27 protein-coding genes and 1 pseudogene are annotated in these 26,867 nt (G+C 55.9%); 13 read left to right on the top strand and 15 right to left on the bottom strand.

The features are described from left to right. Positions 1–55: 55 nt before the first annotated feature. The 4 genes from EBB79_RS07695 to EBB79_RS07680 form a co-directional block, all read right to left on the bottom strand. Entirely contained in the window at positions 56–985 is a 930-nt protein-coding gene (locus EBB79_RS07695) for an ABC transporter permease (RefSeq protein WP_127748367.1), read from the bottom strand. Between the two features lie 63 nt (positions 986–1,048). Then, entirely contained in the window at positions 1,049–1,846 is a 798-nt protein-coding gene (locus EBB79_RS07690; RefSeq protein ID WP_127748366.1) for an ABC transporter ATP-binding protein, read from the bottom strand. 58 nt (positions 1,847–1,904) lie between these two features. Beyond that, on the bottom strand, positions 1,905–3,359 hold the full coding sequence (hydA, locus tag EBB79_RS07685) for a dihydropyrimidinase (protein ID WP_127748365.1): 1,455 nt from the start codon (positions 3,357–3,359) through the stop codon (positions 1,905–1,907). A 102-nt stretch (positions 3,360–3,461) separates the two neighbouring features. Next, on the bottom strand, positions 3,462–4,712 hold the full coding sequence (locus tag EBB79_RS07680; RefSeq protein WP_127748364.1) for a Zn-dependent hydrolase: 1,251 nt from the start codon (positions 4,710–4,712) through the stop codon (positions 3,462–3,464). Between the two features lie 228 nt (positions 4,713–4,940). Here EBB79_RS07680 and EBB79_RS07675 point away from each other — a divergent pair, with 228 nt between their 5' ends. Next, positions 4,941–5,555, top strand: a complete 615-nt coding sequence (locus EBB79_RS07675; protein WP_127748363.1) for a TetR family transcriptional regulator C-terminal domain-containing protein — start codon at positions 4,941–4,943, stop codon at positions 5,553–5,555. 70 nt (positions 5,556–5,625) lie between these two features. Here EBB79_RS07675 and preA read toward each other — a convergent pair whose 3' ends face one another. The 3 genes from preA to EBB79_RS07660 form a co-directional block, all read right to left on the bottom strand. Beyond that, positions 5,626–6,930 (bottom strand): NAD-dependent dihydropyrimidine dehydrogenase subunit PreA, encoded by a 1,305-nt coding sequence (gene preA / locus EBB79_RS07670; RefSeq protein WP_127748362.1) that lies wholly within the window; start codon positions 6,928–6,930, stop codon positions 5,626–5,628. A 55-nt stretch (positions 6,931–6,985) separates the two neighbouring features. Next, positions 6,986–8,320: an NAD(P)-dependent oxidoreductase gene (locus EBB79_RS07665; RefSeq protein WP_127748361.1), complete on the bottom strand. Its 1,335-nt coding sequence runs from the start codon at positions 8,318–8,320 to the stop codon at positions 6,986–6,988. 358 nt (positions 8,321–8,678) lie between these two features. Continuing rightward, on the bottom strand, positions 8,679–8,942 hold the full coding sequence (locus EBB79_RS07660; RefSeq protein WP_127748360.1) for a DUF2312 domain-containing protein: 264 nt from the start codon (positions 8,940–8,942) through the stop codon (positions 8,679–8,681). A gap of 141 nt (positions 8,943–9,083) precedes the next feature. On the opposite strand from EBB79_RS07660, the gene EBB79_RS07655 reads away from it, so the two are divergent. Continuing rightward, positions 9,084–9,302 (top strand): hypothetical protein, encoded by a 219-nt coding sequence (locus EBB79_RS07655; RefSeq protein WP_127748359.1) that lies wholly within the window; start codon positions 9,084–9,086, stop codon positions 9,300–9,302. An 18-nt stretch (positions 9,303–9,320) separates the two neighbouring features. On the opposite strand, the gene EBB79_RS07650 is transcribed toward EBB79_RS07655, so the two are convergent. Then, on the bottom strand, positions 9,321–9,536 hold the full coding sequence (locus EBB79_RS07650) for a hypothetical protein (RefSeq protein ID WP_127748358.1): 216 nt from the start codon (positions 9,534–9,536) through the stop codon (positions 9,321–9,323). 289 nt (positions 9,537–9,825) lie between these two features. On the opposite strand from EBB79_RS07650, the gene EBB79_RS07645 reads away from it, so the two are divergent. The 4 genes from EBB79_RS07645 (at position 9,826) to EBB79_RS07630 (ending at position 12,069) form a co-directional block, all read left to right on the top strand. Next, a complete protein-coding gene (locus EBB79_RS07645; RefSeq protein WP_127748357.1) occupies positions 9,826–10,689 on the top strand; it encodes an MBL fold metallo-hydrolase in 864 nt (287 codons plus the stop codon). Positions 10,690–10,770: 81 nt separating this feature from the next. Further along, entirely contained in the window at positions 10,771–11,199 is a 429-nt protein-coding gene (locus EBB79_RS07640) for a YeeE/YedE family protein (protein WP_127748356.1), read from the top strand. Continuing rightward, a complete protein-coding gene (locus EBB79_RS07635; RefSeq protein ID WP_127748355.1) occupies positions 11,199–11,630 on the top strand; it encodes a DUF6691 family protein in 432 nt (143 codons plus the stop codon). The genes EBB79_RS07640 and EBB79_RS07635 overlap by 1 nt, the downstream gene beginning before the upstream one ends. 10 nt (positions 11,631–11,640) lie before the next feature. Beyond that, positions 11,641–12,069 carry a protein tyrosine phosphatase family protein gene (locus EBB79_RS07630; protein ID WP_127748354.1) on the top strand — a complete coding sequence of 143 codons (429 nt, stop codon included), beginning with the start codon at positions 11,641–11,643 and terminating at the stop codon, positions 12,067–12,069. Positions 12,070–12,147: 78 nt separating this feature from the next. Here EBB79_RS07630 and EBB79_RS07625 read toward each other — a convergent pair whose 3' ends face one another. The 5 genes from EBB79_RS07625 to EBB79_RS07605 all read right to left on the bottom strand — a co-directional run bounded on the left by EBB79_RS07625 (position 12,148) and on the right by EBB79_RS07605 (position 18,308). Further along, positions 12,148–13,443 carry a FliM/FliN family flagellar motor C-terminal domain-containing protein gene (locus tag EBB79_RS07625; RefSeq protein WP_127748353.1) on the bottom strand — a complete coding sequence of 432 codons (1,296 nt, stop codon included), beginning with the start codon at positions 13,441–13,443 and terminating at the stop codon, positions 12,148–12,150. Positions 13,444–13,525: 82 nt separating this feature from the next. Continuing rightward, positions 13,526–16,204 (bottom strand): sensor histidine kinase, encoded by a 2,679-nt coding sequence (locus EBB79_RS07620; RefSeq protein WP_127748352.1) that lies wholly within the window; start codon positions 16,202–16,204, stop codon positions 13,526–13,528. Beyond that, complete coding sequence (locus tag EBB79_RS07615) at positions 16,204–16,539, bottom strand: hypothetical protein (protein ID WP_127748351.1); 336 nt, start codon at positions 16,537–16,539, stop codon at positions 16,204–16,206. The genes EBB79_RS07620 and EBB79_RS07615 overlap by 1 nt, the downstream gene beginning before the upstream one ends. After that, entirely contained in the window at positions 16,536–16,916 is a 381-nt protein-coding gene (locus tag EBB79_RS07610; RefSeq protein WP_127748350.1) for a response regulator transcription factor, read from the bottom strand. The genes EBB79_RS07615 and EBB79_RS07610 overlap by 4 nt, the downstream gene beginning before the upstream one ends. Positions 16,917–17,012: 96 nt before the next feature. Continuing rightward, complete coding sequence (locus EBB79_RS07605; protein WP_127748349.1) at positions 17,013–18,308, bottom strand: helix-turn-helix domain-containing protein; 1,296 nt, start codon at positions 18,306–18,308, stop codon at positions 17,013–17,015. 228 nt (positions 18,309–18,536) lie between these two features. Between EBB79_RS07605 and EBB79_RS07600 the strand changes: the two genes are divergently transcribed. The 6 genes and pseudogenes from EBB79_RS07600 (at position 18,537) to EBB79_RS07580 (ending at position 23,785) form a co-directional block, all read left to right on the top strand. Further along, entirely contained in the window at positions 18,537–19,880 is a 1,344-nt protein-coding gene (locus EBB79_RS07600; RefSeq protein WP_127748348.1) for a substrate-binding protein, read from the top strand. 140 nt (positions 19,881–20,020) lie between these two features. Beyond that, positions 20,021–21,043, top strand: a complete 1,023-nt coding sequence (locus tag EBB79_RS07595) for a branched-chain amino acid ABC transporter permease (RefSeq protein ID WP_127748347.1) — start codon at positions 20,021–20,023, stop codon at positions 21,041–21,043. A gap of 4 nt (positions 21,044–21,047) precedes the next feature. Next, complete coding sequence (locus tag EBB79_RS07590; protein WP_127748346.1) at positions 21,048–22,250, top strand: branched-chain amino acid ABC transporter permease; 1,203 nt, start codon at positions 21,048–21,050, stop codon at positions 22,248–22,250. 113 nt (positions 22,251–22,363) lie between these two features. Then, a pseudogene (locus tag EBB79_RS25570) lies at positions 22,364–22,732 on the top strand (ATP-binding cassette domain-containing protein); the annotation flags it as partial. 9 nt (positions 22,733–22,741) lie between these two features. After that, positions 22,742–23,017, top strand: coding sequence for an ABC transporter ATP-binding protein C-terminal domain-containing protein (locus EBB79_RS25565; RefSeq protein ID WP_420850398.1), 276 nt, complete (start codon positions 22,742–22,744; stop codon positions 23,015–23,017). Positions 23,018–23,029: 12 nt separating this feature from the next. After that, positions 23,030–23,785: an ABC transporter ATP-binding protein gene (locus tag EBB79_RS07580; RefSeq protein ID WP_127748344.1), complete on the top strand. Its 756-nt coding sequence runs from the start codon at positions 23,030–23,032 to the stop codon at positions 23,783–23,785. 154 nt (positions 23,786–23,939) lie between these two features. Here EBB79_RS07580 and EBB79_RS07575 read toward each other — a convergent pair whose 3' ends face one another. Together EBB79_RS07575 and EBB79_RS07570 are read right to left on the bottom strand one after the other, a co-directional pair. Then, entirely contained in the window at positions 23,940–24,302 is a 363-nt protein-coding gene (locus tag EBB79_RS07575) for a CBU_0592 family membrane protein (RefSeq protein ID WP_127748343.1), read from the bottom strand. 92 nt (positions 24,303–24,394) lie between these two features. Then, on the bottom strand, positions 24,395–26,128 hold the full coding sequence (locus EBB79_RS07570) for a bifunctional helix-turn-helix transcriptional regulator/alpha/beta hydrolase (RefSeq protein WP_127748342.1): 1,734 nt from the start codon (positions 26,126–26,128) through the stop codon (positions 24,395–24,397). Between the two features lie 147 nt (positions 26,129–26,275). On the opposite strand from EBB79_RS07570, the gene EBB79_RS07565 reads away from it, so the two are divergent. Next, positions 26,276–26,812 (top strand): PAS and helix-turn-helix domain-containing protein, encoded by a 537-nt coding sequence (locus tag EBB79_RS07565; RefSeq protein ID WP_127748341.1) that lies wholly within the window; start codon positions 26,276–26,278, stop codon positions 26,810–26,812. Positions 26,813–26,867 lie beyond the last annotated feature (55 nt).

Genomic DNA, 26,867 nt, shown 5'->3' with positions numbered 1-26,867 from the left:
ATATCCCGGGGGAGCCGCGTCGCGGCGGGGGCAGAGCCCCCAATCCAATGCCTCATCATGCGCTCATCCCCATCCGTTTCAGAACGCCCCGCTCGATCACCCCCAGAAGGGCGACCAGACAGGCCGCCAGGATCGCCGCCGCAAACAGCGCCGACCAGATCTGCACGGTCTGGCCATAGTAGCTACCACCCAACAGTCGCGCGCCCAACCCGGCAACCGCTCCCGTTGGCAGCTCCCCCACGATGGCGCCAACCAGGGACGCAGCAATACCAATTTTCAGCGAGGTAAAAAGATAGGGCATCGAGGCCGGCAGTCGCAACGCCCAGAACCCCTGGTTAAGGCTGGCATTATAGGTGCGCAGCAGATCCAATTGCATCGCATCCGGACTGCGCAACCCTTTGACCATGCCCACCACAACCGGGAAAAAGCTCAGATAAGCCGAGATGATCGCCTTGGGCAGGATCCCCTGCACGCCAACAGAATAGAGCACCACAATAATCATCGGCGCTAGGGCGATAATCGGTATCGTCTGGCTGACAATCGCCCAGGGCATCACCGACATATCCATAACCCGCGAATGGACAATGCCCACCGCCAGCAAAATACCCAGACCGGTCCCGATGGCAAAGCCCAACAGCGTCGCGCTCAATGTCACCCAACCGTGATAAAACAGGCTGCGCTTTGACATCATCTTGCCTTTCAGTACCATGGCGCCAGTGGTTTTCCACAGCTCCACCGCCACCTGATGCGGCGCAGGCAGTCGTGGCCGATCCTGCGCCCAGGTTGCTGCAATGGCAAAGTTATTGTCCAGCACCAGACCAAACTCACTTAAATCCCGCCGCTCTTTCGCACCTGCTGGGGTCACTTCGGCCCCAGCGCGCTCGGCTTCCGTCAACACCCCCTTGATATTCATCGGCAGGCAAGCCGCATACCAAAAGGCAATGATCACCGAAAGAACAGTTAGGACAGCAACGACGGTCTTCATGATACCAGCTTTCGTAGTGTGTATGCCTGCACCCACCAGGCGACAGGCGCTGCCATTTTCAGATTACACATCGTCGCCATGCCCCGCCCGCAAACCTTCCCGCACCCGGTGCGCGATCTCGATAAATTCAGGACTGTCGCGGATATCCAGCGGACGTTCCTTGGGCAGCGGGCTCTCAATCACATCGGTGATCCGTCCCGGCCGCGGGCTCATCACCACGATCTTGGTCGAAAGATACACCGCCTCCGGGATCGAGTGGGTGACAAAGCCAATTGTCTTGTTGGTGCGCGCCCAAAGCTTCAGCAGCTGCTCGTTCAAATGGTCGCGCACGATTTCGTCCAGCGCCCCAAATGGCTCGTCCATCAGCAAGATATCCGCATCAAATGCCAGCGCCCGCGCAATGGATGCACGCTGTTGCATGCCGCCCGACAACTGCCAGGGGTATTTCCCCTCAAACCCTGACAATTCAACAAGTTCCAACACTTCGTTAACGCGCTTTTCCTGTTCGGCTTTGGAATAGCCCATGATCTCAAGCGGCAACTTGATGTTGCGGGCTATATTGCGCCAGGGGTACAGCCCCGAGGCCTGGAACACATAGCCATAGGCACGCTGACGGCGGGCCTCGTCCGGGGTCATGCCATTGACGGTGATCTCCCCGCCTGTGGGTTGCTCCAGCGCTGCCATCACCCGCAAAAATGTCGTCTTGCCACAGCCTGACGGGCCGATAAAGCTGACAAAGTCACCCTTGTTGATGGTCAGATTCACATCCCTGAGCGCCTGTACGGGGCCGTCGTTGGTCTGGAATACCAGATCCAGGTTACGGGCCTCGACGACAGCCTTGGTAGTCGTTTCAGTATTCATCGTAATGCCTTGATAAGGTGGTGTTTTGGGGCACTGCACAGCAGTGCCCTAGTCCACGTTAAACGCCAGTTACCGGAATGCCTGACCGCTCAACCGGTCGCGGCGAGGTCAGCTCCTTCCAGGTGCTCAGCGCGGTGTTCACCGGCGTATTGGCCTCACGCGCAACAAATTTCCCGTGCCCCTCCTGACAGCGGATCTCGCCATCATGAACCGCAACATGTCCACGCGTCAGTGTGAACCGTGGCAGCCCCTTGACCTCATGTCCCTCGAACACATTGTAATCAATTGAGGATTGCTGAGTAGAAGCCTGAATAACCTTACTTTTCTCAGGATCCCAGACCACCAGATCCGCATCCGCGCCAACCAGAACCGCACCCTTTTTTGGGTAACAGTTCAGGATTTTGGCGATGTTGGTCGAAGTTACAGCGACAAACTCATTGGGCGTCAGACGACCCGTTGCCACACCGTGTGTCCACAGCATCGGCATCCGATCTTCCAGCCCACCCGTGCCGTTCGGGATCTGTGTAAAGTCGCCAATGCCATTGCGTTTCTGTTCCGTGGTAAAGGCACAGTGATCGGTCGCAACAACTGACAGCGATCCCGACTGCAACCCGGCCCACAGGCTGTCCTGATGCTGTTTGTTGCGGAACGGAGGCGACATCACCCGGCGCGCCGCATGGTCCCAATCGGGATTGAAATACTCGGACTCGTCCAGTGTCAGATGCTGGATCAGCGGCTCACCCCAAACCCGTTTGCCTTGCATGCGCGCCCGCCGGATTGCCTCGTGACTGTCCTCACAGGAAGTATGCACCACGTATAGCGGCACACCGGCCATATCGGCGATCATGATCGCTCGGTTGGTGGCCTCCCCCTCGACTTGCGGCGGCCGTGAGTAGGCATGCGCTTCCGGACCCGTGTTGCCAGCCGCCAGCAGCTTCGCCGACAGTTCCGCCACAACATCACCGTTTTCGGCATGCACCATGGCGATCCCGCCCAGTTCAGACAGGCGCTGGAACGACGAATACAACTCATCATCGTTCACCATCAACGCGCCCTTATAAGCCATGAAATGCTTAAACGTGTTGATACCCCGTTCCTGGATGACGGTTTTGATGTCGTCAAACACCTGTTCCCCCCACCAGGTTACCGCCATGTGGAATGAGTAATCACAATTGGCCCGCGTCGACTTGTTATCCCAGCGTTTCAGTGCATCCAGCAGGCTTTCACCCGGACTGGGCAGCGCGAAATCCACCACCATTGTGGTGCCGCCAGCCAGACCAGCCCGCGTACCGCTTTCAAAATCATCGGTGCTGTAGGTACCCATGAAAGGCATCTCAAGATGCGTATGTGGATCAATCCCACCCGGCATCACATAACAGCCTGTGGCGTCCAGCTCCTCGTCTCCCTTCAAGTTGGTTCCGATTTGCGCAATCACCCCATTTTCGATCAAGACGTCCGCCTTGTAGGTCAAATCGGCGGTGACAATTGTGCCGTTCTTTATGACTTTACTCATGATCTTATCTCCCTGCAGACGCCCTTGGCGATCCGTCCTTCATCTGGCCCCAAATATCCCGGGGGAGCGACCCCACCGGGGTCGCGGGGGCAGAGCCCCAAATCACTCGACTATTTCAGCCGTCTCAACAACCGCGTGGAACAATACATTGGCCCCGGCCGCCGCCCATTCCGGGCTGATGTCCTCAGCCTCGTTATGGCTCAACCCGTCCACGCAGGGGCACATCACCATGGCCGTCGGCGCCACTCGGTTGATCCAGCAGGCGTCATGCCCGGCCCCGGAAATCAGATCCGTGTGGGAATACCCCAACCGCTCTGCGGCGTTGCGCACCGCAGTGACACAGCCTTCATCGAAGGCCACCGGATCAAACCCTCCAACCTTCTCAAACTCGATCTGTACCCCCATGGCATCAGCGATATCCTGAGCGTCCTCGCGCAATCGCAGTTCCATATCCTCGATCACTTCAAGTTCGGGCGAGCGGAAATCGACGGTGAACACCACTTTTCCCGGGATCACATTGCGCGAGTTTGGGAAGACATCGATATGACCTGCCGCGCCCACCGCATGCGGCGCGTGGCTCCAGGCAATCTCGTCCACAGCCTCAAGAACCCGCGCCATCGCCAGCCCGGCATTGCGCCGCATCGGCATCGGTGTCGAGCCGGTATGAGCATCCTTGCCGGTGATCGTCACCTGAGTCCAGCTGAGCCCCTGACCATGGGTGACAACCCCAATGTCCTTGCCGTCCGCTTCCAGAATTGGCCCCTGTTCAATGTGCAGTTCAAAAAACGCATGCATCTTGCGCGCGCCGACTTCCTCGTCGCCACGCCAACCAATACGGCTCAGCTCATCCCCAAATGTCTTGCCCTCGGCGTCCTCGCGCTCGTAGGCCCAGTCCTGCGTGTGAATACCGGCAAACACCCCCGAAGACAGCATCGCCGGCGCATATCGGGTGCCTTCTTCGTTGGTGAAATTGGTGACAACAATGGGATGTTTTGTCTTGATATTCAAATCGTTAAGAGATCGCAATATCTCCAGCCCACCAAGAACACCCAGCACGCCATCGTATTTTCCACCCGTCGGTTGGGTATCCAGATGGGAGCCCACATAGACCGGCAAAGCTTCCGGATCAGTTCCCTCACGGCGGGCAAACATATTGCCCATCTGATCCAAACCCATACTGCAGCCTGCGGCTTCGCACCAGCTTTGGAACAGGGCGCGGCCCTCGCCATCCTCATCCGTTAGCGTCTGGCGATTGTTGCCCCCAGCCACACCGGGGCCGATCTTGGCCATCTCCATCAGACTGTCCCACAGCCTCTCGCCATTGATAACCAAATTTTGTCCAAGCGCAGCCATGGCTGTGATCCTTCCCCGTCTACCCGCCTTTTGGCGAAATCTTTCTACTGGTCTTGTCATGCTTCGCGACATTGATTTGACCAACTGGTAAAACTCACGCTATCACGGGTCAGACACCAGTCAAGAAATTGCAGAGCATCCAGCTCAAAAACCCTGAAAAACATGGAATTTTGCGGAATATTCAGGCACCAACGGAATACGACCCAATCCAGGACCATAGACACAGTAATGAGCAAAGCCCCAAACCCGACCCGTATTCAGAAAAAGAATCGTGCCGCCATTCTGGACGCCGCGCTCGAGACCTTCTCAAGCCATGGTTTTCGTGGCAGCACAGTAGACCAAATCGCCACCGAGGCCGGGTTGAGCAAACCCAATCTGCTGTATTATTTTCCCTCAAAAGAGGCCATCTTTACCGAATTGATGTCCGGCTTGCTGGACACCTGGCTAGACCCTCTTCGCTCGCTTGATCCCAATGGCGATCCCATGCAGGAAATCCTGTCTTACGTGCAGCGCAAATTGCAAATGAGCCGAGATTTCCCACGCGAAAGTCGTCTTTATGCAAATGAAATTGTGCAGGGGGCGCCGCGTTTACTGGATACGATTTCCAATGAACTGAATGCTCTGGTCGAGGAAAAATCTGTTCTTCTCGAAAGCTGGATGGAGGCTGGGAAAATCAACAGGGCCCACCCAAAGCACCTGCTGTTTTCAATCTGGTCGCTCACCCAGCACTACGCAGATTTCGATGTGCAGGTTCGCACTTTGATGGGCAGTGAAGACCCTTTCGACGCAGCACCTGAATACCTGGAAACCCTTTATCGTCGTATGCTTACGCCACAGGATTGATCCAAAACGCAACAAAGGCGGCCCTTTTGAGCCGCCTTGTTTTTTTTGTTTTGATAATCCGAGCGCCCTTTTATTCGGCGGCAGTCGCTGACGGATTGTTCGGGTGTGTGGTCCAGTTCGCATAATCCCCTGACACCAGATCGCCGGTCCGCTCATCCAACTGCCCTGGCGCGACCTGCTCCATGGTGATGCAGTTTTCAACCGGGCAAACACTCACGCATAGGTTACATGCGACGCATTCATCATCTTTCACGGTGAAGACCCGGTCCTCAGTCATCGCAATCGCCTGATGCGAGGTGTCTTCACAAGCGGCAAAACAGCGACCGCACTTGATGCAATCATCCTGATTGATAACGGCTTTGGCCACGTAGTTCAGGTTCAGATACTGCCAGTCCGTCACATTCGGAACCGCCTGCCCCATGAAGTCCGCAATCGAGTCATGCCCCTTCTCGTCCATCCACTGGGACAGGCCGGAAATCATTTCTTCCACCACTTTGAAGCCATAGGTCATTGCTGCGGTACAGACCTGAACATTACCCGCACCCAGCGAAATGAACTCTGCCGCATCGCGCCAGTTGGTCACCCCACCAATGGCAGAAATAGGCAATCCATGCGTCTCAGGGTCGCGTGCGATTTCGGCCACCATGTTCAGCGCAATCGGCTTGACCGCTGGCCCGCAATAGCCGCCATGGGTCCCTTTGTCGCCAATGGTTGGGTTGGGCGCCATGATATCCAGATCCACCGAAACGATCGTATTGATCGTATTGATCAGGCTCACCGCGTCTGCACCGCCATTTTTCGCAGCCCGCGCCGGTTGACGTATATCGGTAATATTCGGCGTCAGCTTAACAATAACCGGCTTGGAATAGTATTTTTTGCACCACTCTGTAACCATCTGAATATACTCAGGTACCTGCCCCACGGCCGACCCCATACCGCGCTCAGCCATGCCGTGCGGGCAGCCAAAGTTCAGCTCGATCCCATCGGCACCAGTTGCCTCAACTTTGGGAAGAATGTCCTTCCAGGCCTGTTCTTCGCAGGGCACCATAATCGACACGATGATGGCCCGGTCCGGATAGTCCTTCTTGACCCGGGTGATCTCCTCCAGGTTCACCTCAAGCGGGCGATCGGTGATCAGCTCAATATTATTCAGCCCCAGCAAGCGGCGATCGGCGCCAAAGATCGCGCCATAGCGCGGCCCATTGACATTGACCACTGGCGGACCTTGCTCGCCCAGTGTTTTCCACACCACACCGCCCCATCCGGCCTCAAAGGCGCGGCGCACGTTGTATTCTTTGTCCGTTGGCGGCGCCGAGGCCAGCCAAAACGGGTTTGGAGATTTGATCCCCAGAAATTCAGTTGTCAGATCAGCCATGTGTCTGCTCCTTGAAGTGCAAGCTAGGGATCCCCTTAGCGATCCCTGGCCTGGCTCAGCCCATCAGGCTGGAATGAATGTCAATCGCGCCATCACGGCCTTCGGCCACGGCAGTCACCGTCAGATCTTCGCCACCCGAGGCACAGTCACCCCCGGCCCAGACGCCCTTGACCGAGGTCCGGCCAGTCGCGTCCACCTTGATCTTGCGACCCTCCAGAGACAGTCCCTCGGGTTGCCCTTCCAGTGTCTGACCAATGGCCTTGAACACCTGATCTGCCGCCAGACGAAACGTCTCGCCCAGACCCGATACTTTACCATCTTTGACGGTGGTGTAATCCAGCTCAATCTCGCTGGCCGCCCCGTCGCCATGCACCGCAACCGGCATCACGTTGAACATCAACTTGACCCCCTTCGAGGTCGCCAGATCCTGTTCGAACCGGCTGGCACCCATGGCGTCCTGGCCCCGACGATAGGCAATGGTGACGTTTTCGGCGCCGAGCAACTTAGACTGCACCGCAGCATCAACTGCGGTCATACCGCCGCCAATCACCACAACATTGCGTCCAACCGCCAGCTTGGACAGATCCTCTGACTGACGCAGCTCAGCGATAAATTCAACAGCATCACGAGCGCCGTCCTTGTCTTCGCCAGGAGCCCGCAGGGCGTTGACCCCGGCCAGACCAATCGACAAAAACACCGCGTCAAAGTCAGCGGTCAGTGCGTCCAATGTCAGCCCACTGCCCAGCCCCTGACCATATACAACGCTGATGCCACCAATTTGCATCAGCCAGTTGACCTCACGCGCGGCAAAATCATTGGTGCTCTTATAGGCTGCGATGCCAAACTCGTTCAATCCACCTGATTTGCTTTTCACTTCGTGGATCACCACTTCATGCCCCAGCATAGCCAACCGGTGCGCCGCTGCCAAACCGGCTGGGCCTGCCCCAACAACGGCAACACGCTTGCCTGTGCTTGCGGCACGGGTGAACGGGTGCTCCGCCTTGGCCATGATAACATCGGTCGCATAGCGCTGCAGACGGCCAATCTCGACCGGCTTACTCTCGGCGGTTTCACGCACACAGACCTCTTCGCACAGGGTCTCTGTCGGACAGACCCGCGCGCACATTCCACCCAGAATATTCTGCTTCAGAATACTGCGGGCAGCTGCCTCCGGATTGCCAGTCTGTATCTCCCGAATGAACTGCGGAATATCGATGCTGGTTGGGCATGCTGTCATGCAGGGCGCATCGTAGCAGAAGTAGCAGCGATCCGCCGCCACTGCCGCTTCATGCGCATCATATGCAGGATGCAAATCGCCAAAATTATTGGTGATCTCCTGGCTGGGCAATCGCCCTGCCTGAATGCCGGATGCCTGATGGCCACTCGCCATTGGGTGTCTCCCTGATGTGTTCTTGTTACATCCAGAGTGCCACATTTCATTTTTTTATCAACTGGTAAAATTTTAAAACGAGACATTTTTTCCCGCTCCCTTAAAAAACACCAGCTAACTCAATGGCTTCCCTGTGATACTGACATCGGCATTCGTCCGGCACAGTTGTACGGATCGGCAAATTCGTTCAGAAACCTTCTGATTTAGCGCGCAAACTGCTCTCAGTCGCAGCGCCCGAACCTCTTGCCACCACTCCCTTTCGCAACAAAAAAGGGACGCCCCAATGGTTCGCCCCTTTTTCATCTTTTCAAAAATACTCCGGGGTTTGGGGCAGAGCCCCAACGCGCCCGTCCCGAGATCACATTCCCAGCGCTTCTTTGTACATTTCCAACACCGCTTCCTCTTCGGCAATGTCATCCTTGTCACGTTTGCGCAGAGCCACCAGTTTACGGATCACTTTGGTGTCGTAGCCTCGCCCCTTGGCCTCGGCCATGACTTCCTTCATTTGATCAGCCAAATCTTTCTTTTCCGTGTCCAACCGCTCCAGGCGTTCGACAAACTGACGCAGTTCACCTGCAGTCACACGGTAGCTGTCACTTTTTTCTTGTTCGGTCACATCCATTTTCGGCTCCGTCGCATTGGATTTAGGGGCCGGGATACAAGCCCTGCCCCACCACCGCAAGCCACGATTGCCCACCCGGCCCTTGCGCAGGGCGCGCAGATCTATTAGGCGCGACCCCGGCAATCACACAGGAGCCCAGCCATGTTTGAAATCCTTGTCTGGATCGGAGCCATCATCTCTATTGCTGGCCTAGGTGGGCTTGTCTGGTGCATTCTGCATGTGCTGCGTGCCCGCAAACAGAATTTAGACGACGAGGCGCTGCGGGCTGTGGTGCAATCTGTCTTGCCCTACAATCTTGGTGCTTTGCTGCTTTCGATGCTGGGTCTGATGCTGGTCGTTGTTGGCGTTATCCTGGGGTGACCCCGTCAAACCAGGACGTCAAACGGGGAAATTATCGAAATAGGCTTCGATCGCCTCCTCGCCAAGCGTCCGGTCCAAACGTAAAAGATGCGGTGGTACAGATACTCCACTGGCTCGCAACCGGCTCAATACACGATTAAACTCGGGCTGCAATGACCGGCGGGCAGCGTCTGTGGCCCCGGCAATTTTTGCTTCTAACCGCTCAGCGATCTGCAACAGTTCGGTGGTTTCCATTTTTGAAGTCCCCTATCTAACCGGGCCAGAATGACAGACTGACAGTCTCTGAAAAACGAAAAATCCGGTCGGTGCCCCGAGGAGAGCCACTTATTTGCGCTGGCATTACGACCAATCCCAACCCCGGATAAATCAGCGATTAATCGCCCAACGAGACGGCCATAAAATCAGATGGTCTCTGTATAATTGTCTGTGGTGCGATATACAGGCAGCAGACAAATTTCTGTCATTTTCCTTGATACACATTCATATTTCATTATATGATTGCAGACGTGACTGGAGACCAAACATGCAGCCTATCGTAAAAGCATTTTTTGATGAGACGACCAATACGGTGTCCTATGTGGCAATTGACCCCCAGGGCAACGCCTGCGCCATCATCGATTCAGTCCTGAATTTTGACCAAGCCTCCGGCAGAACCGGTACAGTGTCGGCCGACGCTATAATCGCTTGGATCAAAGATAACGGACTGAATGTGCACTGGATCCTCGAAAGCCACGTTCATGCCGATCACCTGTCCGCAGCCCCCTATTTGCAGGAAGAATTAGGCGGAAAAATTGGCATCGGCGCCAATATAACCGTGATCCAGGACACCTTTGGCAAGATCTTCAACGAAGGCACCGAATTTCAGCGTGACGGCAGCCAGTTCGACGCTCTCTTCAATCACGGTGACAGTTTTCACGTTGGACAGATGCGCACGGACGTGATGCACACACCAGGCCATACGCCGGCCTGTATGACCTATGTGATAGGCGATGCGGCCTTTGTCGGCGATACGCTTTTCATGCCTGACTTTGGCACCGCACGTTGTGATTTTCCCGGCGGATCGTCCTCAGTGCTCTATGAGTCAATTCAGAAGATTTTGGCACTGCCTGATGACACCCGCATATTTGTCGGCCACGACTACAAGGCCCCCGGACGCGATCAATACGCCTGGGAAACCACTGTCGGTGAACAAAAAGCCCTGAATATACATATCGGCCAAGGCCGAAGCATTGAAGACTTCACTGGATTGCGGGATGCCCGTGATGCGAAATTGGGGATGCCCCGGCTTATCCTGCCCTCACTGCAGGTCAATATGCGGGCTGGTCATATGCCCGAGCCAGACAGCAACGGCGACGTGTTTTTGAAGACACCGGTCAATAAGATCTAATCCCCAAATGGGCATCACTCGCTGACCGAAACTATTGTCCGAACGGCATCTGCACCGGGCTTATTGCAAAGGGATTTCAATATGGAAACGGATTGGCTCTGGGGCCTTGTCGGCGGTGGGCTTATTGGGTTAGGCGGCGCTGTCTATCTGTTAGGCAACGGCCGCGTCATGGGGGCCAGTGGCATTATCGGCGGATTGGTGGATGGCACCGCTCGGAAAACGGCTCTCGAGAAGCTAGTGTTCCTTGCCGGCGTTGTGCTGCTGCCCCTGCTGCTACAATCACTGTCATCGGCACCGGTCAGCACCCATATGACTGGCAATATAATCACCATCATATCCGCCGGCCTTCTGGTCGGGATCGGAACCCGCATCGCCAGTGGCTGCACCTCCGGTCACGGGGTCTGCGGAATATCAAGGCTCTCTCTGCGCGGTATTGTGGCCACCGTTTTCTACATACTTGCAGGGGGGATGACACTGGTCGTTTTCCGGCACGGGTTGGGACTAATCTAATGCGTCTATTCTATTCTTTTCTGGCAGGTGGCCTGTTTGGCACCGGACTTTTCCTTTCAGGTATGACTGACACCACAAAGGTTCAGGGCTGGCTGGATGTGTTTGGCGCCTGGGATCCGACACTGGCCTTTGTGATGGGCGGCGCGATCCTTCCCATGGCTGTTGCCTGGCGCCTGACTGAGGGCCGCAAACCACTGGCGGGCGGCCATTTCCCGACAGCATCTCAACCTGAACTGGACCCTCGACTTATTGTCGGGTCAGCGATGTTCGGCGTCGGATGGGGGCTGGTGGGACTGTGCCCAGGTCCGGTCATCGCCTCGATCACCTATAATGGCTGGGGCGGTGTGTTGTTTTTGATGGCGATGCTAATTGGCATGGCGGCTGCACCTAAATTTGGCCTACAACTGGACCGGCTGGCGACAAAAGCGTAAAGAGGCAGGTATGGATCCACGCTGTATAACCCCCCGCTACTTCGTCTCACCGCAAATCTCGGCTGAGGACCTTCAATCTCTGGCTGAGGCCGGTTTCAAAGCAGTCATCTGTAACCGCCCCGACGCCGAGGTGCCGCCCAGTCATCAAGCAAATGCTATTCGCATCGCCGCCGAATCTGCTGGCTTGCGGTTCGAGGAACTGCCACTGACACATCAGACTATGACTGCGGAAAATGTTGCCCGGCAACGAGAGCTGGCTGAGATCTGTGACGGACCAGTGCTAGCTTATTGCGCGTCCGGCACCCGCTGCTCCGTTGTTTGGGCCTTGGGTCATGCAGGTGAAATGACTCCCGATTCTATCCTAAGCAAAACGGCAGCTGCCGGCTATCAACTGGACAATCTACGTCCGGCGCTGGAACAGCTGACAAACAAAAGCTGAACACATTTCAACACGCAAACGAACACGTCCGTCTTCTAGTCGGGCGTCTTTTGTGTGTCTTCACATTGAAGACTGATGTCAGGCTGAATTGGGCAGACCCGCCAACTCTGAGATTTCGGCCAGCGCTTCATTTTGGTCGAATTCGCCCAGGTCGCTCATTGCATTGGCACCCAATAATGCGGGCATGTCATCGCCCATTCCGGCCATCGGCAAATCAACCATGTCAGCCATCGGCAAATCAACCATGTCAGCCATCGGCAGATCGCCCATACCAGTCATAGGTAAATCGCCAATGTCGGCCATCGGTAGATCGCCCATATCAGCCATTGGCCCAGCACCAAATTCGTCCATTGGGTCTTGCAATGTCTGCGCAGCAATGCCCAACCCCATACCCTGTTGCTCAGGGTTATGATCCATCGTCATTTCCGGGCCTCCTTCGGAGGTGAAGGCAATACCATCGGCCGCGCCGCTGGCAGGCACCGCATTTGCGTCGCTCAAACGAACAGCGCGCGCGCCGTTGATTTGCCCCAACCGGCCACCTGAAATGCTCTGGCCACTGATAGAAACCAGATCAGTTTCATATAAAAATGCCTGATCCAGTTGCAAAACGTCACCAATTTGAAGCGACGAAAATTTACTGATTGGCACCTGCATCTTGCACAATACTGCAGATAGCTCGACCCTCATCGAGCCCATACCGTTTCCCAAGGACGGCCCATAATCCAACCCATCTATACCATCCTGACCCAGATCGGCCAAAGTTGGTTCGGGAAGGATCAGGGTAATAGATCCCTGCATCGCACCACTGGACAGGTCCAATGTCAGCTCAATAACACGGTAGTCTTCACTTTCGAGCCCCAGAAGCAGACTGCGCACATCTTCAATTCGGGCGCCGAATCGGAATCCTTCAAACAGATTGAGATCAGCCTGCCCGTTCAGCATTGACACAGCCTTGGCAAATGTCCGGTCGATAAAGTCGGCAGTCATGGCGGCATCGGTCGACGTATAGTGACGTTCGGTGGGCGCCTTTCCCATCACCTGCCCCATCGTCTGCTGCTGAATAAGCGCGGTTACGGTCGGCGCATCCAATGACGCGGCACCAATGCGACCATTCGGACCGTCCAGCACCACAAGCAGTTTTTCATCAGAAAGATACCGGCCCAGATCTTCGGGAATACTATTCAACTGTCGGGCGGCAATAACAGCAAGCGGCAGTTCGCACAGGTCAGCAGCAGCCCGCGCCAGCGACCGGCGCAGCACCTTGAGAGTGGCCGAGTTGGAGATACCTCCGGCCCCCTCGCGCGCAGCAGCAAGTTTACGCGCAAGAACCCCTGCGCTACCTTCTGCTGTTTTTGCTGTTACTGTTTCTGACATAGGCTCCCAACCTGCACCTTCTGCGCCCCTTTGGATATCTTTTAGCCCAGAGTTGGTTACCATAGTCTTTATAAGCAGACTTTTATGCAGCCATTTCCGCACTCAAAGGCAAAGAAACCCGGAACGCCCCGCCTGGATGTCCGTGCAGATATTGCACATCTCCACCCAGCCGCTGCATGATCTCGCGACAAATCGCCAAGCCAAGGCCCGCACCGCCCGCTTTCTCAGGGCTAACCCTTGAGAATTTCTCAAAAATAAGTTGCTGCGAGGCCGCCGGAATTCCATCGCCGTTATCCAGAAAATCGATCCGCAACCGCCCTCGTTTGGTGGACACTTCGATACGAATTTCCGGAACCTCTGCATCGCAATATTTTTGTGCATTCGCAATCAGGTTGATAAAAACCTGCGCCAGCCGGTCCAGATCCGATGAAATTCGCACTGTTTCGCTTGTGGTATGGCGCAGCACCTTCAACGGTTGCTCGGATCCGGTCAGCGCAGTCGACACAGCATGATCCAAAACATCGGCCAAATTCCCGACCGTCATATTCAGGCTCACTTGGCCACTTTCCAGCACACTGAGATCCAACAGGTCATTCAGCAATCGGGTCAACCGCAGGGCCTCATCATGAATGATGCTGGCGTAGCGTATATTATCTGTGTCGCTCCGCCCATCCGCATCGCGCAAGATTTCCGAAAACGCGCGGATAGAGGTCATCGGAGTGCGTAATTCGTGGCTCACCTGACTTAAGAATGCATCTTTCTGTTGTGAAATCTGCGTTAATTTCTCATTTGTTTCACGCAGTTGCCGGGCGGTACGTGCCAATTCGGTCGATTGGGATTCCAGCTGGCTCGAATATTCCAGCATCTGTGCCGTTTCATCGGCCACAGCCAGCAAATCCTCCACTGAGACGGACGATCCACCTGCAATCTGCCCAACCATCGCATGCGCGGCTGCGGTGCCAACCGAGCCGCTTAGCTCTCGCTCTAGCCGTTCCAGGAACGCCGGGGTTGGTTCCGGAAAATCACTGTGTGTTCCCTGCCGGGCCGCCTCCTTTTGGAAAAAAGCCTGCGCCTCACCCGCCCCAAGGATACGCTGGGACATCACCATCAGGTCCTCACTTTGGGCCACCTGACCGGTCCAACTGCGCGGCCCGACTGAATGATCAAAAACATTCACAAACTGGGCGCCTTGCAGCCGTTCCATCGGACTGGGAAATGTGGCCAGCGACACAATGCAAAACGCCGCAGTGTTCAGCGTCATCGACCACATCACCGCATGCACGGTCGGATCCAGCCCCTCGATGCCGAACAGGGCCTGTGGTCGCAGCCATGACAGGCCAAAAACGCCGTTGCTCAGAACCGTGTCCGGCAGCAGCCCCCCGCCTAAGGCGGGTAAAAGCATGGTGAACAGCCATAACACAAAGCCCACTGTCAGTCCTGCCAAGGCCCCTGATCTGGTAGCGCCACGCCAGAACAAGCCACCGACCAGGGCGGGCAGGATCTGGGCAATGCCAGCAAAGGAAATCAAGCCAATAGCAGCCAGTGCCGCGCCCTGTCCGGAGAACCTGTAATAGAAATACCCAAGCCCGATAATCGCGGCGATAGACACCCGGCGTGACAGCAGGACAACATCGCGAACGTCCCCTGAAACCGAGGCTCCACCGCCCTGCATTCGCAACCAGATTGGCATCACGATATGGTTCGACACCATCGTCGACAGGGCCATTGCCGCGACAATCACCATCGAAGTAGCCGAGGAAAAACCACCCAGAAAGGCCAATACCGCAAGCCCATCGCGCCCCTGGCTCAGCGGCAGGGTCAGCACAAACAGATCCGGGTTTGACCCCATTGGCAGCAGTTCCAAGCCGATGGCGGCAATTGGCACCACAAAAAGGCTCATCAGCAGCAGATACAACGGAAAGGCCCAGGCCGCGGTGCGCAGATGCCGCTCATCCTCGTTTTCGACCACCATCACCTGAAACATCCGGGGCAGGCAGACAAAGGCCGCCGCCGCCAGAAATGTTATTGTGGCCCAGCGATCACCACGAACCTGCCATTGACCAATCGGCGAGGCATCAATGCGCGCCATAGTATCGCTGACCCCGTCAGACAGCCCCCAAACCACAAATATACCCACTGCCAGCAACGCAAGCAGTTTGACCACCGCCTCCACCGCGACGGCTGTCACCACCCCGTGATGACGCTCGTTTGCGTTCAGATTGCGGGTGCCGAACAGGATCGCAAACATCGCCAGCCCGGCAGCGACCCAAAACACCGTTGTGGTTTCGTTCAACTGGCGCGCCGGATCGGCCTCGGCAAAGGTCGCGAACGACAGGGTGATCGACTGCAACTGAAGCGCTATATAAGGTGTCACCCCTATCACTGCCAGAATGGTCACGCAGATCGCCAGAGTATTGGATTTCCCATAACGTGCCGAGATAAGATCCGCGATCGAGGTGACCCGCTGGCTGCGGCCAATCCGCACCAGTTTGCGCAGGCCCCACCACCATCCGATCATCACCAGAGTCGGCCCCAGATAGATGGTGATAAATTCCAATCCAGACCGCGCCGCATATCCAACCGCACCGTAAAAAGTCCAGGCAGTACAATAGATTGACAAGGAAAGCGTATAAATCAGCGGTGATCGAAGCCAACCCGCTTGGTGGCCCCGACTGGCATTGCGGTCGGCCACAAATGCCACCAGAAACAACAGCGTGACATAGGCCATGCAAATAACGACAAGCACATTCAAAGAGGCCATTAAGGGGCCTCCTCACCGGGTTGATCTGTGCCCTCAGTCCAGTTTTCTGCCCAGCGACGCACCGCGACACCAAAGGCCAGACTGGCCAGGATCAATAGGGTCCAGACCACAAACATATAGGTGATCGCCTCGGACATCGCCATGCCCCCTGCTGTATCCGGTGCAGGATAGGGATCAGGATTAGGCCACATCAGAGGCACACAAAACAGCAGCGCCCCAATAATGGGTAGCAACCGGGCAATATCCATCAGCTGTCGGTGCCGATAGGTCTTGCGCTCAACAAATACCGCTGCCGTCTGGCGACCGTTCTCCTCGTCGTCGCCCGTATGGCTCATCCCTGATTGGCCTGCGCGTGCAGATCCCGCACCGCGGCCAAAACTTCGGTGTTGGAAAATGGTTTTGTCATAAAGCGGCTGACCCCGGCCTTTTCAGCCATATCCCGGTCCCGCGCCTGCCCCCGTGCGGTCAGCATCAGCACCGGCAGATTGCGCAAGGCCTCCTCGTCCCGGAGATCCTTAATGATCTCCATGCCGCTTTTTCCGGGCAGCATCAGGTCCAGAATCACCAGATCGGGATTCGCCGCCTTGATCACCTCGACCGCATCACTGCCGTCCGCGTGGGCTTCGACAGTCCAGCCTTCCCTGGTCAGCAAAAACCGGATCGCCTCAATGATATTAGGCTCATCCTCGACCAAAACGACGTGTCGGCCCATGTTCAAATCCCCTTCCAAACGCTGCCTCCCGGCCCCTCAGGACCCAGCGCCATATCCCCAAATCCTGTGCAGATTAGACCTGCGCAACCAGAACTGTCAAAACTCTTCATCCAAAATAGAGGGTTCGCGTCGCGCTGCACAATCCTGACCCGCGCAGACCCGACAACTGGATCCTACGGCCAATGGCGTCGCAGGAAGCTCTGCCAGTGGCAAGATCAACATCACCGCACGATATACCGGGTCGCGGTCAAAATCAGGCGGCGTCTGGGGCCAGGCAACCGCCAAACACTCAAATCCCACTGCATGACGCCCATGTTGGACCACCTGCCGCCGCACCGGGACCATAGGCCGCGCAAGCGCCGCGTAGAGCGGCCACAGCGGACAGGATGCGCCGAACCGGGGTAATGCAAATCCGGCAATGGGTTTGCGCAGCAAAACCGCCCCAGATGCGTCACAGATCACCAGCCCCGATGCCTGCCCCAGAACGTCTTCGGGCAAGGCAGCAAGACGGCGCAACACCTGAGACAGGTCGCAGTTGAATTCCGCCGCTAGTCCTGCCGGGTCAAAACCACGGCTCAACGACCGTGCCAGTTCTGCCAGTGGCATCTTTTCGGCATCGGCCCGGTATTGTTGCAGCGCGCCAAGGGCCGTGCTGCGCGCGGTATCACTTTGCAATTCGGACGCGCCTTTCACTAGATCTTCGGGCGACGCCTGGCCCTGCTCCAGCGCGCTAAAATGATAGTCATACGCGGTGAAAAACGCCTCCACCTCTTCCTGAGGTACACCCCGACGGACCGATCCGGTGTTGCTTTGATCCAGAAAGTTCACCAAGGACTTGCTGCTTTCAGCCAACCGCCGCGAGTCTTCGTTTAGGTTTCGGTGAAACCGGTCCCGCCATTCCTGCTCCAGTTCGCCGGTTTCAGCCAGAATCGACGCGGTCGAGCGAATAGCGGCCGCGGTCGACAGAACTTCGTGTAAAGAGGCCGCAAGATCAGGGTCGTGGGTTAGCCGGTCCGACAACACCTGCACCGTCCGCTCTAACGAGGCCACCCGGCGATGTTCACCGGCCAGCACTTCGGCCCAGCCCGGAAACCGCCCGGCAAACTCGTCCGCATGATCCAACTCGGCAACCGGTTTCCCCGAATCTGCAGCCGCCTCGCGCAGTGCCGAGATCAGGGCCACCTCGGCACCTTCCGTCAGCATCGACGGCTCGACGCCCAGGGCTTTGGCAATATCAACCAAAAGCTTACCACCAATTCTGCGTCGATTGTGTTCGATCAGATTTAGGTATGAGGCTGAAATGCCGACCTGCCGTGCCAAAGCTGCTTGCCGCAAGTCAAGAAACAGCCTGCGTTCGCGGATTCGACTGCCTGTAAGGGTATCACGCGCCATAATCACGGCCTTTCAGTGTTATGCTTTTCACCCACTTTCTGCACTGCAGTATAAAAAACTTTACAACATGCGCGGGCCATTGTGCATTTATTTACACGATAATCTCAGAAAACAAGGCGATTATTGCGAAATTTTACAAACCCGCCCCATAGTGTCTTTGCACAATTGTGCTTGCGTATCGTGGAACTAGAGGAGCCATGACGCGTTTATCGTATTAGGGAGGATTTTATGTCCAATTCGAAATTTACTCGTCGTGGTATGCTGAAAACCGGTGCTATCGCCGGTGCCGGTGTTGCACTTCCGACGATTTTCACCGCGTCTTCAGCCGCGGCTTATACCAATGAACCCACTGGCAGCACTGTCACGCTGGGCTTCAACGTACCCCAAACCGGCCCCTACGCTGACGAAGGCGCCGACGAATTGCGCGCCTATCAGCTGGCCGTCGAACACCTGAACGGTGAAGGCGATGGCGGCATGATGAACACCTTCAGCTCCAACGAGCTGCAGGGCAATGGTATTCTGGGCAAAAAGGTCGAGTTCGTTACTGGCGACACGCAGACCAAATCTGACGCTGCACGGGCATCGGCCAAGTCGATGATCGAAAAAGACGGCGCAGTTATGATCACCGGCGGCTCAAGCTCGGGTGTTGCCATCGCTGTTCAAGGTCTGTGTCAGGAAGCTGGCGTGATCTTCATGGCTGGCCTGACCCACTCGAACGACACCACCGGTAAAGACAAGAAAGCCAACGGCTTCCGTCACTTCTTTAACGGTTACATGTCTGCTGCGGCGCTGGCGCCTGTGCTTAAGAACCTCTATGGCACCGACCGTAACGCTTACCACCTGACAGCTGACTACACTTGGGGCTGGACGCAGGAAGAATCGATCGCAGCCGCAACCGAAGCCATGGGCTGGAACACAGTCAACAAGGTGCGCACACCGCTCGCCTCGACCGACTTCTCGTCCTATATCGCTCCAGTTCTGAACTCGGGCGCCGATGTTCTGGTTCTGAACCACTACGGCGGCAACATGGTGAACTCGCTGACCAACGCTGTTCAGTTTGGTCTGCGTGAAAAAGTCGTCAACGGCAAGCAGTTCGAAATCGTTGTTCCACTGTACTCGCGTCTGATGGCCAAGGGTGCTGGTGCCAACGTTAAAGGCATCCACGGTTCCACCAACTGGCACTGGTCGCTGCAGGATGATGCTTCCAAGGCATTCGTTAAATCCTTCGGCACCAAATACGGTTTTCCACCGTCGCAGGCGGCGCACACCGTTTACTGTCAGACACTGCTGTATGCTGATGCTGCCTCACGCGCAGGTACCTTCAACCCATGTGGCATTGCCGAAGCTCTCGAAGGCTTTGAGTTCGACGGTCTGGGCAACGGTAAAACACTGTACCGTGCCGGCGATCACCAGTGCTTCAAAGACGTGCTGGTTGTGCGCGGTAAAGAAAACCCAACCTCGGAATTCGACCTTCTTGAAGTTGTCGAAGTTACTCCGGCGGCTCAGGTTACTTACCCGATCGATCACCCGATGTTTGCAGGCGGTGCCCTGGGCACTTGTAACGCAGGCTAAGGCCAATTGGCCGGGCTGGGCGCGCAACTGCGCCCGGCCCATTCTCCCGACCGCCGGATCATCAAGATCAACACGGGGTAACCACCCCGAGGCCGTCGGACACTCACAAAGACCAGACGACAAACCCAAAGGTGGGGGCTATGGACGCAATCCTATTGCAAATCTTGAACGGGCTCGACAAGGGCTCTGCCTATGCGCTGATCGCGCTGGGACTGACACTTATCTTTGGCACGCTTGGCGTGGTGAACTTTGCCCACGGGGCCTTGTTCATGATCGGCGCCTTCTGCGCCGTCACCGTACAACGGATCTTCAACATCAGCTATGAAACCGTAGACGAAAGCCAGACCGACTTTCTTGGCAATGCCCTGGTCGTCAAGACCCCCTATATCGAATCCTGGTTCGGCCCTCAAATGGGTGGGGCCATCATCGACTGGGCGGTGCCTTTGGCAATCCTGTTTACTGTCCCGATCATGATCTTCGTTGGCTATGCGATGGAGCGCGGGCTGATCAAACACTTCTACAAACGCCCCCATGCTGACCAAATTCTGGTGACTTTCGGTCTGGCGATCGTGCTGCAGGAAGTGGTCAAATATTTTTATGGTGCCAACCCGATCCAAACCCCTGCCCCCGAAGCCCTGAGCGGTATCGTCAACCTGGGCGCCATCATTGGCATGGATATTGTCTATCCTGTCTGGCGTGTTGTGTATTTCTTCTTCTCCCTCGTGGTCATTGGCGGCATCTTCTCGTTCCTGCAATTCACCACCTTCGGTATGGTAGTGCGCGCAGGGATGGCGGACCGTGAAACCGTTGGCCTGCTGGGCATCAATATCGACAAACGGTTCACCGTCATGTTCGGTATCGCCGCCGCTGTCGCGGGCCTGGCAGGGGTAATGTATACCCCGATCAATTCGCCAAATTATCACATGGGCATGGACTTCCTTGTCCTTAGCTTTGTGGTGGTTGTTGTCGGCGGCATGGGCTCTTTGCCCGGCGCGGTACTGGCTGGCTTCATGCTTGGCATTCTTGAAAGCTTTGCCTCGATGAACGAGATCAAATCACTCGTCCCAGGTATCGACCAAATCATCATCTATGTGGTGGCAATTATCATTCTGCTTGTACGTCCACGGGGCCTGATGGGCCGCAAAGGCGTGATGGAGGACTAAGGACATGCTCGGAATGAACAAAAACGACACCAAAATGCTGCTGCTTGTCGCTGCATTGACGATGCTCGCCCCCTTTATCTTGAACCCATTCCCTACGGACAGTGGATTGGCGCAATTCAACGCCGGGTACCCGGACCTGATGCAGCGGTTTGTGATCTTTGGCATCTTTGCCATCGGGTTTAACATTCTGTTTGGTCTCACTGGCTACCTTAGCTTTGGCCATGCGGCTTTTCTGGGTGTCGGATCCTATTCCGCCGTGTGGATGTTCAAGCTTCTGGCAATGAACGTTATCCCCGCCATCCTGTTGTCAGTGGTCATGGCAGGCATCTTTGCCCTGCTGATCGGATATATCTCACTGCGGCGCTCGGGCATCTACTTCTCGATCCTGACGCTGGCCTTTGCGCAGATGTCATTCAACGTCGCATATTCTGTGCTGACCCCGATCACCAATGGTGAGACCGGACTGCAACTGACCCTGAATGACCCGCGTGTTCTGGGCGTGTCGCAGACCGTTGACGGGTCAATCCCGGTGACCAACCTGTTTGGCCTCGAGATGCGCTCTACCTTTGAGATGGTCCTTGGGCCCTGGGCGTTCCAGTTCAATGCCGGCTACTATCTGAGTGCGCTGATCCTGCTGGCGGTCTTCTATCTGTCGATCCGCATCTTCCGCTCGCCGTTTGGTCTGATGCTGAAAGCCGTGAAATCCAACCAACAGCGGATGAACTACACCGGGCTGAACACCCGCCCCTACACTCTGGCCGCCTTTGTCATCTCTGGCATGTACGCTGGTCTGGCCGGTGGTTTGCTGGCCTCGATGGATCCGCTTGCTGGCGCCGAGCGGATGCAGTGGACTGCCTCGGGAGAGGTTGTCTTGATGACGATCCTTGGCGGTGCGGGTACTCTGATTGGGCCGGTATTGGGTGCAGGCTTCATCAAGTACTTTGAAAACATCTTCTCGAAAATCAACGAAAGCGTGTTGCACGGTTGGTTCAGTGCATTGCCCGACGGGCTAGAAGATCTGCTGGTCACCTTGGTTTACCCCTTCGTTGGCAAAGGTTGGCACATGACGCTGGGCATCCTGTTTGTACTGGTTGTGGTGTTCCTGCCTGGTGGCCTCGTCGAAGGTGGGCAACGCATAACAAACTGGATACGGAACAAAAAGGCGGGCGGAAAGACGCCCACCAGCACAACCGAACCTGCGGAATAAGGAGACACAAGATGGGAATTCTTGAAGTCAAAGGCGTAAACAAACGGTTCGGTGGGCTCCAGGCGCTGGGGGATGTGAACCTCAGCGTCAAGGAAAACTCGGTCCACGCGATCATCGGCCCAAACGGCGCCGGTAAGTCCACGCTGCTGAATGTGCTGGTCGGCAAGCTGATCCCTGACACCGGGTCAGTGATGTTTGACGGCAAATCGGTCTTGGGTCGCGCGCCCTATGAAATCAACCAAATGGGCATCAGCCGCGTTTTCCAAACACCCGAGATCTTTGGCGATCTGACCGTGATGGAAAACATGATGATCCCCTGCTTTGCCAAACGCGATGGCGCCTTTGAACTGAACGCCATCGGGTCGGTGCTCAGCCAGAAGGACGTGACCGAAAAAGCCGAGCATATGCTGGTCGAAATGAACATGGCGGACAAACGGCACATGAACGCCGCTGCCCTGTCGCGCGGCGACAAACGGCGTCTTGAGATCGGCATGTGCCTGTCGCAGGAACCGCGCCTGTTGTTGTTGGATGAACCCACGGCCGGTATGGCACGGGCGGATACCAACAACACCATCGACCTGCTGAAACAGATCAGCGACGAGCGCGATATTACCATCGCTATCATCGAACACGACATGCATGTGGTGTTTTCGCTGGCCGACAGAATCACCGTTCTGGCCCAAGGCAGCCCGCTGGTCGAAGACGATCCGCAAAATATCCGAGGCAACCCCAAAGTGCGCGAAGCGTATTTGGGCGAATCGGCGTAAGGAGAGCAGCTCATGAACGTCAAACCCAACTTCTCCAAGAATGCCAATCAGGCGACCACCGCACCGGCCTTTTTATCGGTCTGGGACATGCATGCCTATTATGGCGAAAGCTATATCGTGCAGGGCATTTCCTTCAACGTGCACGAGGGCGAGATTCTCGCCCTGCTGGGCCGCAACGGGGCTGGCAAAACCTCAACCCTGCGCGCCATCGCCCGGATGGATAATCCCCAACTCAACAAGGGTGAGATCTGGTTGGATCACCAGCCTTTGCACAATATGGCAAGCTATCAGGCCTCGGCTGCCGGGCTGGCCTTGGTGCCCGAAGACCGCAGCATCATTGCCGGGCTAACGGTTGAGGAAAACCTGCAACTGGCCCAAATCGCCCCGCCCATCGGTTGGTCGATTGAGCGTCTGTACCAGTTGTTCCCGCGTCTGGGCGAACGTCGCAAGCAAGAGGGCGTTACCCTGTCGGGCGGCGAACAACAAATGCTGGCCATTGCCCGCGCCTTGGCGCGCGACATCAAAGTATTGTTGCTGGACGAACCCTACGAGGGATTGGCCCCGGTGATTGTGGATGAGATCGAAAAGACCCTTATCCACATCAAGGAACAGGGCATCACCACCATTATCGTGGAACAAAACGCTGTGCGGGCGCTGGAACTGGCTGACCGTGCTGTGATCCTGGACACCGGCGGCATCGTGTTTGACGGTGTCGCATCCGAGGTTCTTGAAAACGAAGAATTGCGGGCCGAATACCTGGCAATTTAATTCTTCTCCTGCCCTGAATATGGCTGCGACAAGCAGACTAAAGGCCGGCCTTACCAGGACCGGCCTTTAGATATTTTATGCCTGGGCTTTCAAGCGCCGATAAAGACAGAAAAATTGCCTGAACTGCCGCTTACCCCCAGACAGAGACACAAATTTAGATCTGTGTATGTGTCTCAGCCAGCACGGTACTTGACGCTGTTCGGTCTTGCATTTGCGTATTGCTGGTACGCCATGCACGCCGCGCCCGCAGGCGTATTGAAACCGCAATCACCCCCAGGCAGATCCAGAAAACCTGAATTAACATTGAACCAAGGTTAAAGTCTTGTACTAGGCTGACCAGGATAAGACATGCACCACAAATATTGATCAGAAAAAATGCAATCCCCTGACTGTCGATGACACGAAAGGTCACCAATGTGTAGTTGGTCAAGTAGAAGAGAAACCCCAACACACCACATCCGGTAGAAATCTGCGTCGGCATTGACACCAACGCTTGGAAAATATCATCAACATTCATTTTGAAAACTCAGTAAAAAGACAACTCGTTACGATGTCTGGACCCTAGAAAACCTCCCTATTTCGACCTATTCCCATTTGGGGACAAAACGCTCAAAGGTCTGGAATACTATACCTGTCACTCTCCGGTGCCACATCATGCCCGGCCGCACGTGCCAACAACCAGGGCCAGTTGGTAATGTGGTGGTAATGGCCTTTGCCCAACATTGTCGTCAGCTGCGCATTCGGAAGGTGCTTTGCCAATAGTTCGGCCCCTTGCAATGGCGCCACATTGTCCAATTCACCCTGAAAAATCTCGACCCGCGCCTGAATGTCACGTATGGGAAAATCCCAACCCTGGGCATTCAGCAGGTTCTCCTCGACCATACCGTCCATGCCCATTGCCGTGCGCTGCGCCAGCATTTCTGCCGTCCGGCGCCGGATCACCGGGTGCGACAGAATCTCTACATCATCACTGCTGCGCGATCTCTTGCAGTAGCGATCAAAATAACTGTCCCTGTTTTGCAAGATCGAGCGGACCAGAAACGGGATAATCTGGCGCAGCATAGACGGCCAGTGGCGCCCCAGAATGGTCGACATATGATAAAACTGATCCAGTTCTCGCCAGTTCGGGTGGCGATAAATGGGATAGGCTGCTGATGACATGACAATTCTTTCGACCCGCGCGCCCAACCCCTGTGCCACGGCCAGGGCGCTGCCCGAACCAAAGGACAAGGCCAGCAGTCCAACCCGGTCCAGATTCAAATGATCCATCACCTGTTCAACATCCGGCGTAAACTCCTTCAGGCTGTTCATCGCTTTTGCCTCAGAGCGAAAAGCCCCGGGGCGGCAGGGGGTAATCAGACGAATATTGAACCGTTCCAAAATCGCCAGACAAAGATCTGGATACCCGATCACATCAATTGCTACGCCGGACAACGCGTCAAAAACCAGCACCGGATACCCGGTCTCCGGACCGAGGCTGAAATACTCCATGTTGCGTCCATCAATGAGCGTCAGCATCCGGCGGACATTTCGACGCTCATCTTTCAGCACTGGGCTGCGCCGAAGCGCAGCCATAGGCGTCGCTGCAACCGCAGACGTCAGATTTGCCTGACTGCGGTATCCGGTTTTGTCATAGATCCGTTTTACATAGGTCCGCGCGCTTTCGTAGGACAGGCCCATCTCTGCCGCTGCCAGACGCAGCTCCCCCTTGTTACACAGCTCTTTCAGCAGTTCGGATTCCCGTCTGGAAAGTTGATGCGTCAGGGAAAAACTGCGCAAGGCATCACTGCGACAGCCGCCTGCTGAAATGAGAACCGCAGCCGCGATTGACGGAAATCCAATCCCTTCCGCCTCTGCCCGGGGTAAGACCATCAAGGGTTCCAGGCTGTGTCCCGGCAACTGGATTTGTTGTGACACTCCGTTTTGAATACAGGTCCCAATCAATGCAGTCAGCGATTTTGATCCTGCAGCACTCGCGGTGCAAACCCCATCACGGTTCCCCGTCAGTGCCACCGACTGCAATACCTCCTGCATCGACCGGTTGGCCATCAAAAGCTGCCCGTCTTCACCGAACAACGCGACCCCAAAGGCAAAGCTGTTCAATACCGATGACAAATAGGTCTCGCGTTCCTGCAGTTCGACCATACGTTTTGAGATACTGAACGCCCGCCGAAAGTGCTGCGACAGGTTTTCCAGCCCATTGGTATTCTGGTCCTCGATAAACCGGCTCTCCCGGGCGCGCTGCACTTCCTCGGTCAGTTCAAGTATCAATTCCGGCCAAAGTGAATTATCCAATGACGCCTCATAAACCATATGCGTCAACTGCTCAAAATTGTCAGACATGCCAAATCACCTGGAAAAAACTCGAAATAAAAAGACATATAAAAATGGAATATGCCCAGTTCTGATAGTCAGGTTTTCCCACACTCTGTCAGCGGATCCCATTTCGTGCCCTTTTCTTATCCCTCAAATAAGTCCACATAGAGCGCCATGTCTGACATCGCCTTTGACCACGCCCCCATCGGGCTTGCCCAATTAGAACAGCGCGTCATCCGGCGCTGCAATCTGCAGTTCGCGGAAACCTTTGGCGACACGCCTGAGGCATTTGTCGGCATAGAAATCGCTGAACTCTATCCCAGCCGCGAGGATTTTGACCGCATTGGCACCCGCTTGCAGCAAGATGATGTTCAGGCCGGCCGCTATGATGACGAGCGGATCATGCGGCGGCGCTCGGGGGATTTGTTCTGGTGTCGCGTTCGGGGCCGGTCGCTAACACCCGAACATCCATTTCGCGCCGGGATCTGGTCATTTGCCGATATATCGGACGACAGGCCGGTGGTGTCCCTTACACCACGCGAACGGGATGTGGCGATCCTGACCTGTCATGGCCTGTCAGCCAAGGAAATCGGTGCCAAATTAAACCTGTCGTATCGCACGATTGAAACCCACCGTGCGCGTTTACTTAAGAAATTTGAGGCACGTAAACTGCCGGAATTGGTCGCCAAACTGACAGGTATGCCCCTGTAGCCTGTGACCAATTGCAAAACCTGCTGGAACGGCCCATGTTAGCATCTGGTTAGGG

Origin of the sequence: Parasedimentitalea marina (genome assembly GCF_004006175.1) — a bacterium.
GTDB classification, from domain to species: domain Bacteria; phylum Pseudomonadota; class Alphaproteobacteria; order Rhodobacterales; family Rhodobacteraceae; genus Parasedimentitalea; species Parasedimentitalea marina.
Note: the sequence above shows the minus strand (reverse complement) of the source record. Positions and strands in the feature narration are given on the sequence as shown.

What these genes read in the sequence shown, in the direction of transcription:
- EBB79_RS07695 (WP_127748367.1), bottom strand. Translation starts at nt 985, where the DNA reads ATGAAGACCGTCGTTGCTGTCCTAACTGTTCTTTCGGTGATCATTGCC.
- EBB79_RS07690 (WP_127748366.1), bottom strand. Translation starts at nt 1,846, where the DNA reads ATGAATACTGAAACGACTACCAAGGCTGTCGTCGAGGCCCGTAACCTG.
- hydA (WP_127748365.1), bottom strand. Translation starts at nt 3,359, where the DNA reads ATGAGTAAAGTCATAAAGAACGGCACAATTGTCACCGCCGATTTGACC.
- EBB79_RS07680 (WP_127748364.1), bottom strand. Translation starts at nt 4,712, where the DNA reads ATGGCTGCGCTTGGACAAAATTTGGTTATCAATGGCGAGAGGCTGTGG.
- EBB79_RS07675 (WP_127748363.1), top strand. Translation starts at nt 4,941, where the DNA reads ATGAGCAAAGCCCCAAACCCGACCCGTATTCAGAAAAAGAATCGTGCC.
- preA (WP_127748362.1), bottom strand. Translation starts at nt 6,930, where the DNA reads ATGGCTGATCTGACAACTGAATTTCTGGGGATCAAATCTCCAAACCCG.
- EBB79_RS07665 (WP_127748361.1), bottom strand. Translation starts at nt 8,320, where the DNA reads ATGGCGAGTGGCCATCAGGCATCCGGCATTCAGGCAGGGCGATTGCCC.
- EBB79_RS07660 (WP_127748360.1), bottom strand. Translation starts at nt 8,942, where the DNA reads ATGGATGTGACCGAACAAGAAAAAAGTGACAGCTACCGTGTGACTGCA.
- EBB79_RS07655 (WP_127748359.1), top strand. Translation starts at nt 9,084, where the DNA reads ATGTTTGAAATCCTTGTCTGGATCGGAGCCATCATCTCTATTGCTGGC.
- EBB79_RS07650 (WP_127748358.1), bottom strand. Translation starts at nt 9,536, where the DNA reads ATGGAAACCACCGAACTGTTGCAGATCGCTGAGCGGTTAGAAGCAAAA.
- EBB79_RS07645 (WP_127748357.1), top strand. Translation starts at nt 9,826, where the DNA reads ATGCAGCCTATCGTAAAAGCATTTTTTGATGAGACGACCAATACGGTG.
- EBB79_RS07640 (WP_127748356.1), top strand. Translation starts at nt 10,771, where the DNA reads ATGGAAACGGATTGGCTCTGGGGCCTTGTCGGCGGTGGGCTTATTGGG.
- EBB79_RS07635 (WP_127748355.1), top strand. Translation starts at nt 11,199, where the DNA reads ATGCGTCTATTCTATTCTTTTCTGGCAGGTGGCCTGTTTGGCACCGGA.
- EBB79_RS07630 (WP_127748354.1), top strand. Translation starts at nt 11,641, where the DNA reads ATGGATCCACGCTGTATAACCCCCCGCTACTTCGTCTCACCGCAAATC.
- EBB79_RS07625 (WP_127748353.1), bottom strand. Translation starts at nt 13,443, where the DNA reads ATGTCAGAAACAGTAACAGCAAAAACAGCAGAAGGTAGCGCAGGGGTT.
- EBB79_RS07620 (WP_127748352.1), bottom strand. Translation starts at nt 16,204, where the DNA reads ATGGCCTCTTTGAATGTGCTTGTCGTTATTTGCATGGCCTATGTCACG.
- EBB79_RS07615 (WP_127748351.1), bottom strand. Translation starts at nt 16,539, where the DNA reads ATGAGCCATACGGGCGACGACGAGGAGAACGGTCGCCAGACGGCAGCG.
- EBB79_RS07610 (WP_127748350.1), bottom strand. Translation starts at nt 16,916, where the DNA reads ATGGGCCGACACGTCGTTTTGGTCGAGGATGAGCCTAATATCATTGAG.
- EBB79_RS07605 (WP_127748349.1), bottom strand. Translation starts at nt 18,308, where the DNA reads ATGGCGCGTGATACCCTTACAGGCAGTCGAATCCGCGAACGCAGGCTG.
- EBB79_RS07600 (WP_127748348.1), top strand. Translation starts at nt 18,537, where the DNA reads ATGTCCAATTCGAAATTTACTCGTCGTGGTATGCTGAAAACCGGTGCT.
- EBB79_RS07595 (WP_127748347.1), top strand. Translation starts at nt 20,021, where the DNA reads ATGGACGCAATCCTATTGCAAATCTTGAACGGGCTCGACAAGGGCTCT.
- EBB79_RS07590 (WP_127748346.1), top strand. Translation starts at nt 21,048, where the DNA reads ATGCTCGGAATGAACAAAAACGACACCAAAATGCTGCTGCTTGTCGCT.
- EBB79_RS25565 (WP_420850398.1), top strand. Translation starts at nt 22,742, where the DNA reads ATGTGCCTGTCGCAGGAACCGCGCCTGTTGTTGTTGGATGAACCCACG.
- EBB79_RS07580 (WP_127748344.1), top strand. Translation starts at nt 23,030, where the DNA reads ATGAACGTCAAACCCAACTTCTCCAAGAATGCCAATCAGGCGACCACC.
- EBB79_RS07575 (WP_127748343.1), bottom strand. Translation starts at nt 24,302, where the DNA reads ATGAATGTTGATGATATTTTCCAAGCGTTGGTGTCAATGCCGACGCAG.
- EBB79_RS07570 (WP_127748342.1), bottom strand. Translation starts at nt 26,128, where the DNA reads ATGTCTGACAATTTTGAGCAGTTGACGCATATGGTTTATGAGGCGTCA.
- EBB79_RS07565 (WP_127748341.1), top strand. Translation starts at nt 26,276, where the DNA reads ATGTCTGACATCGCCTTTGACCACGCCCCCATCGGGCTTGCCCAATTA.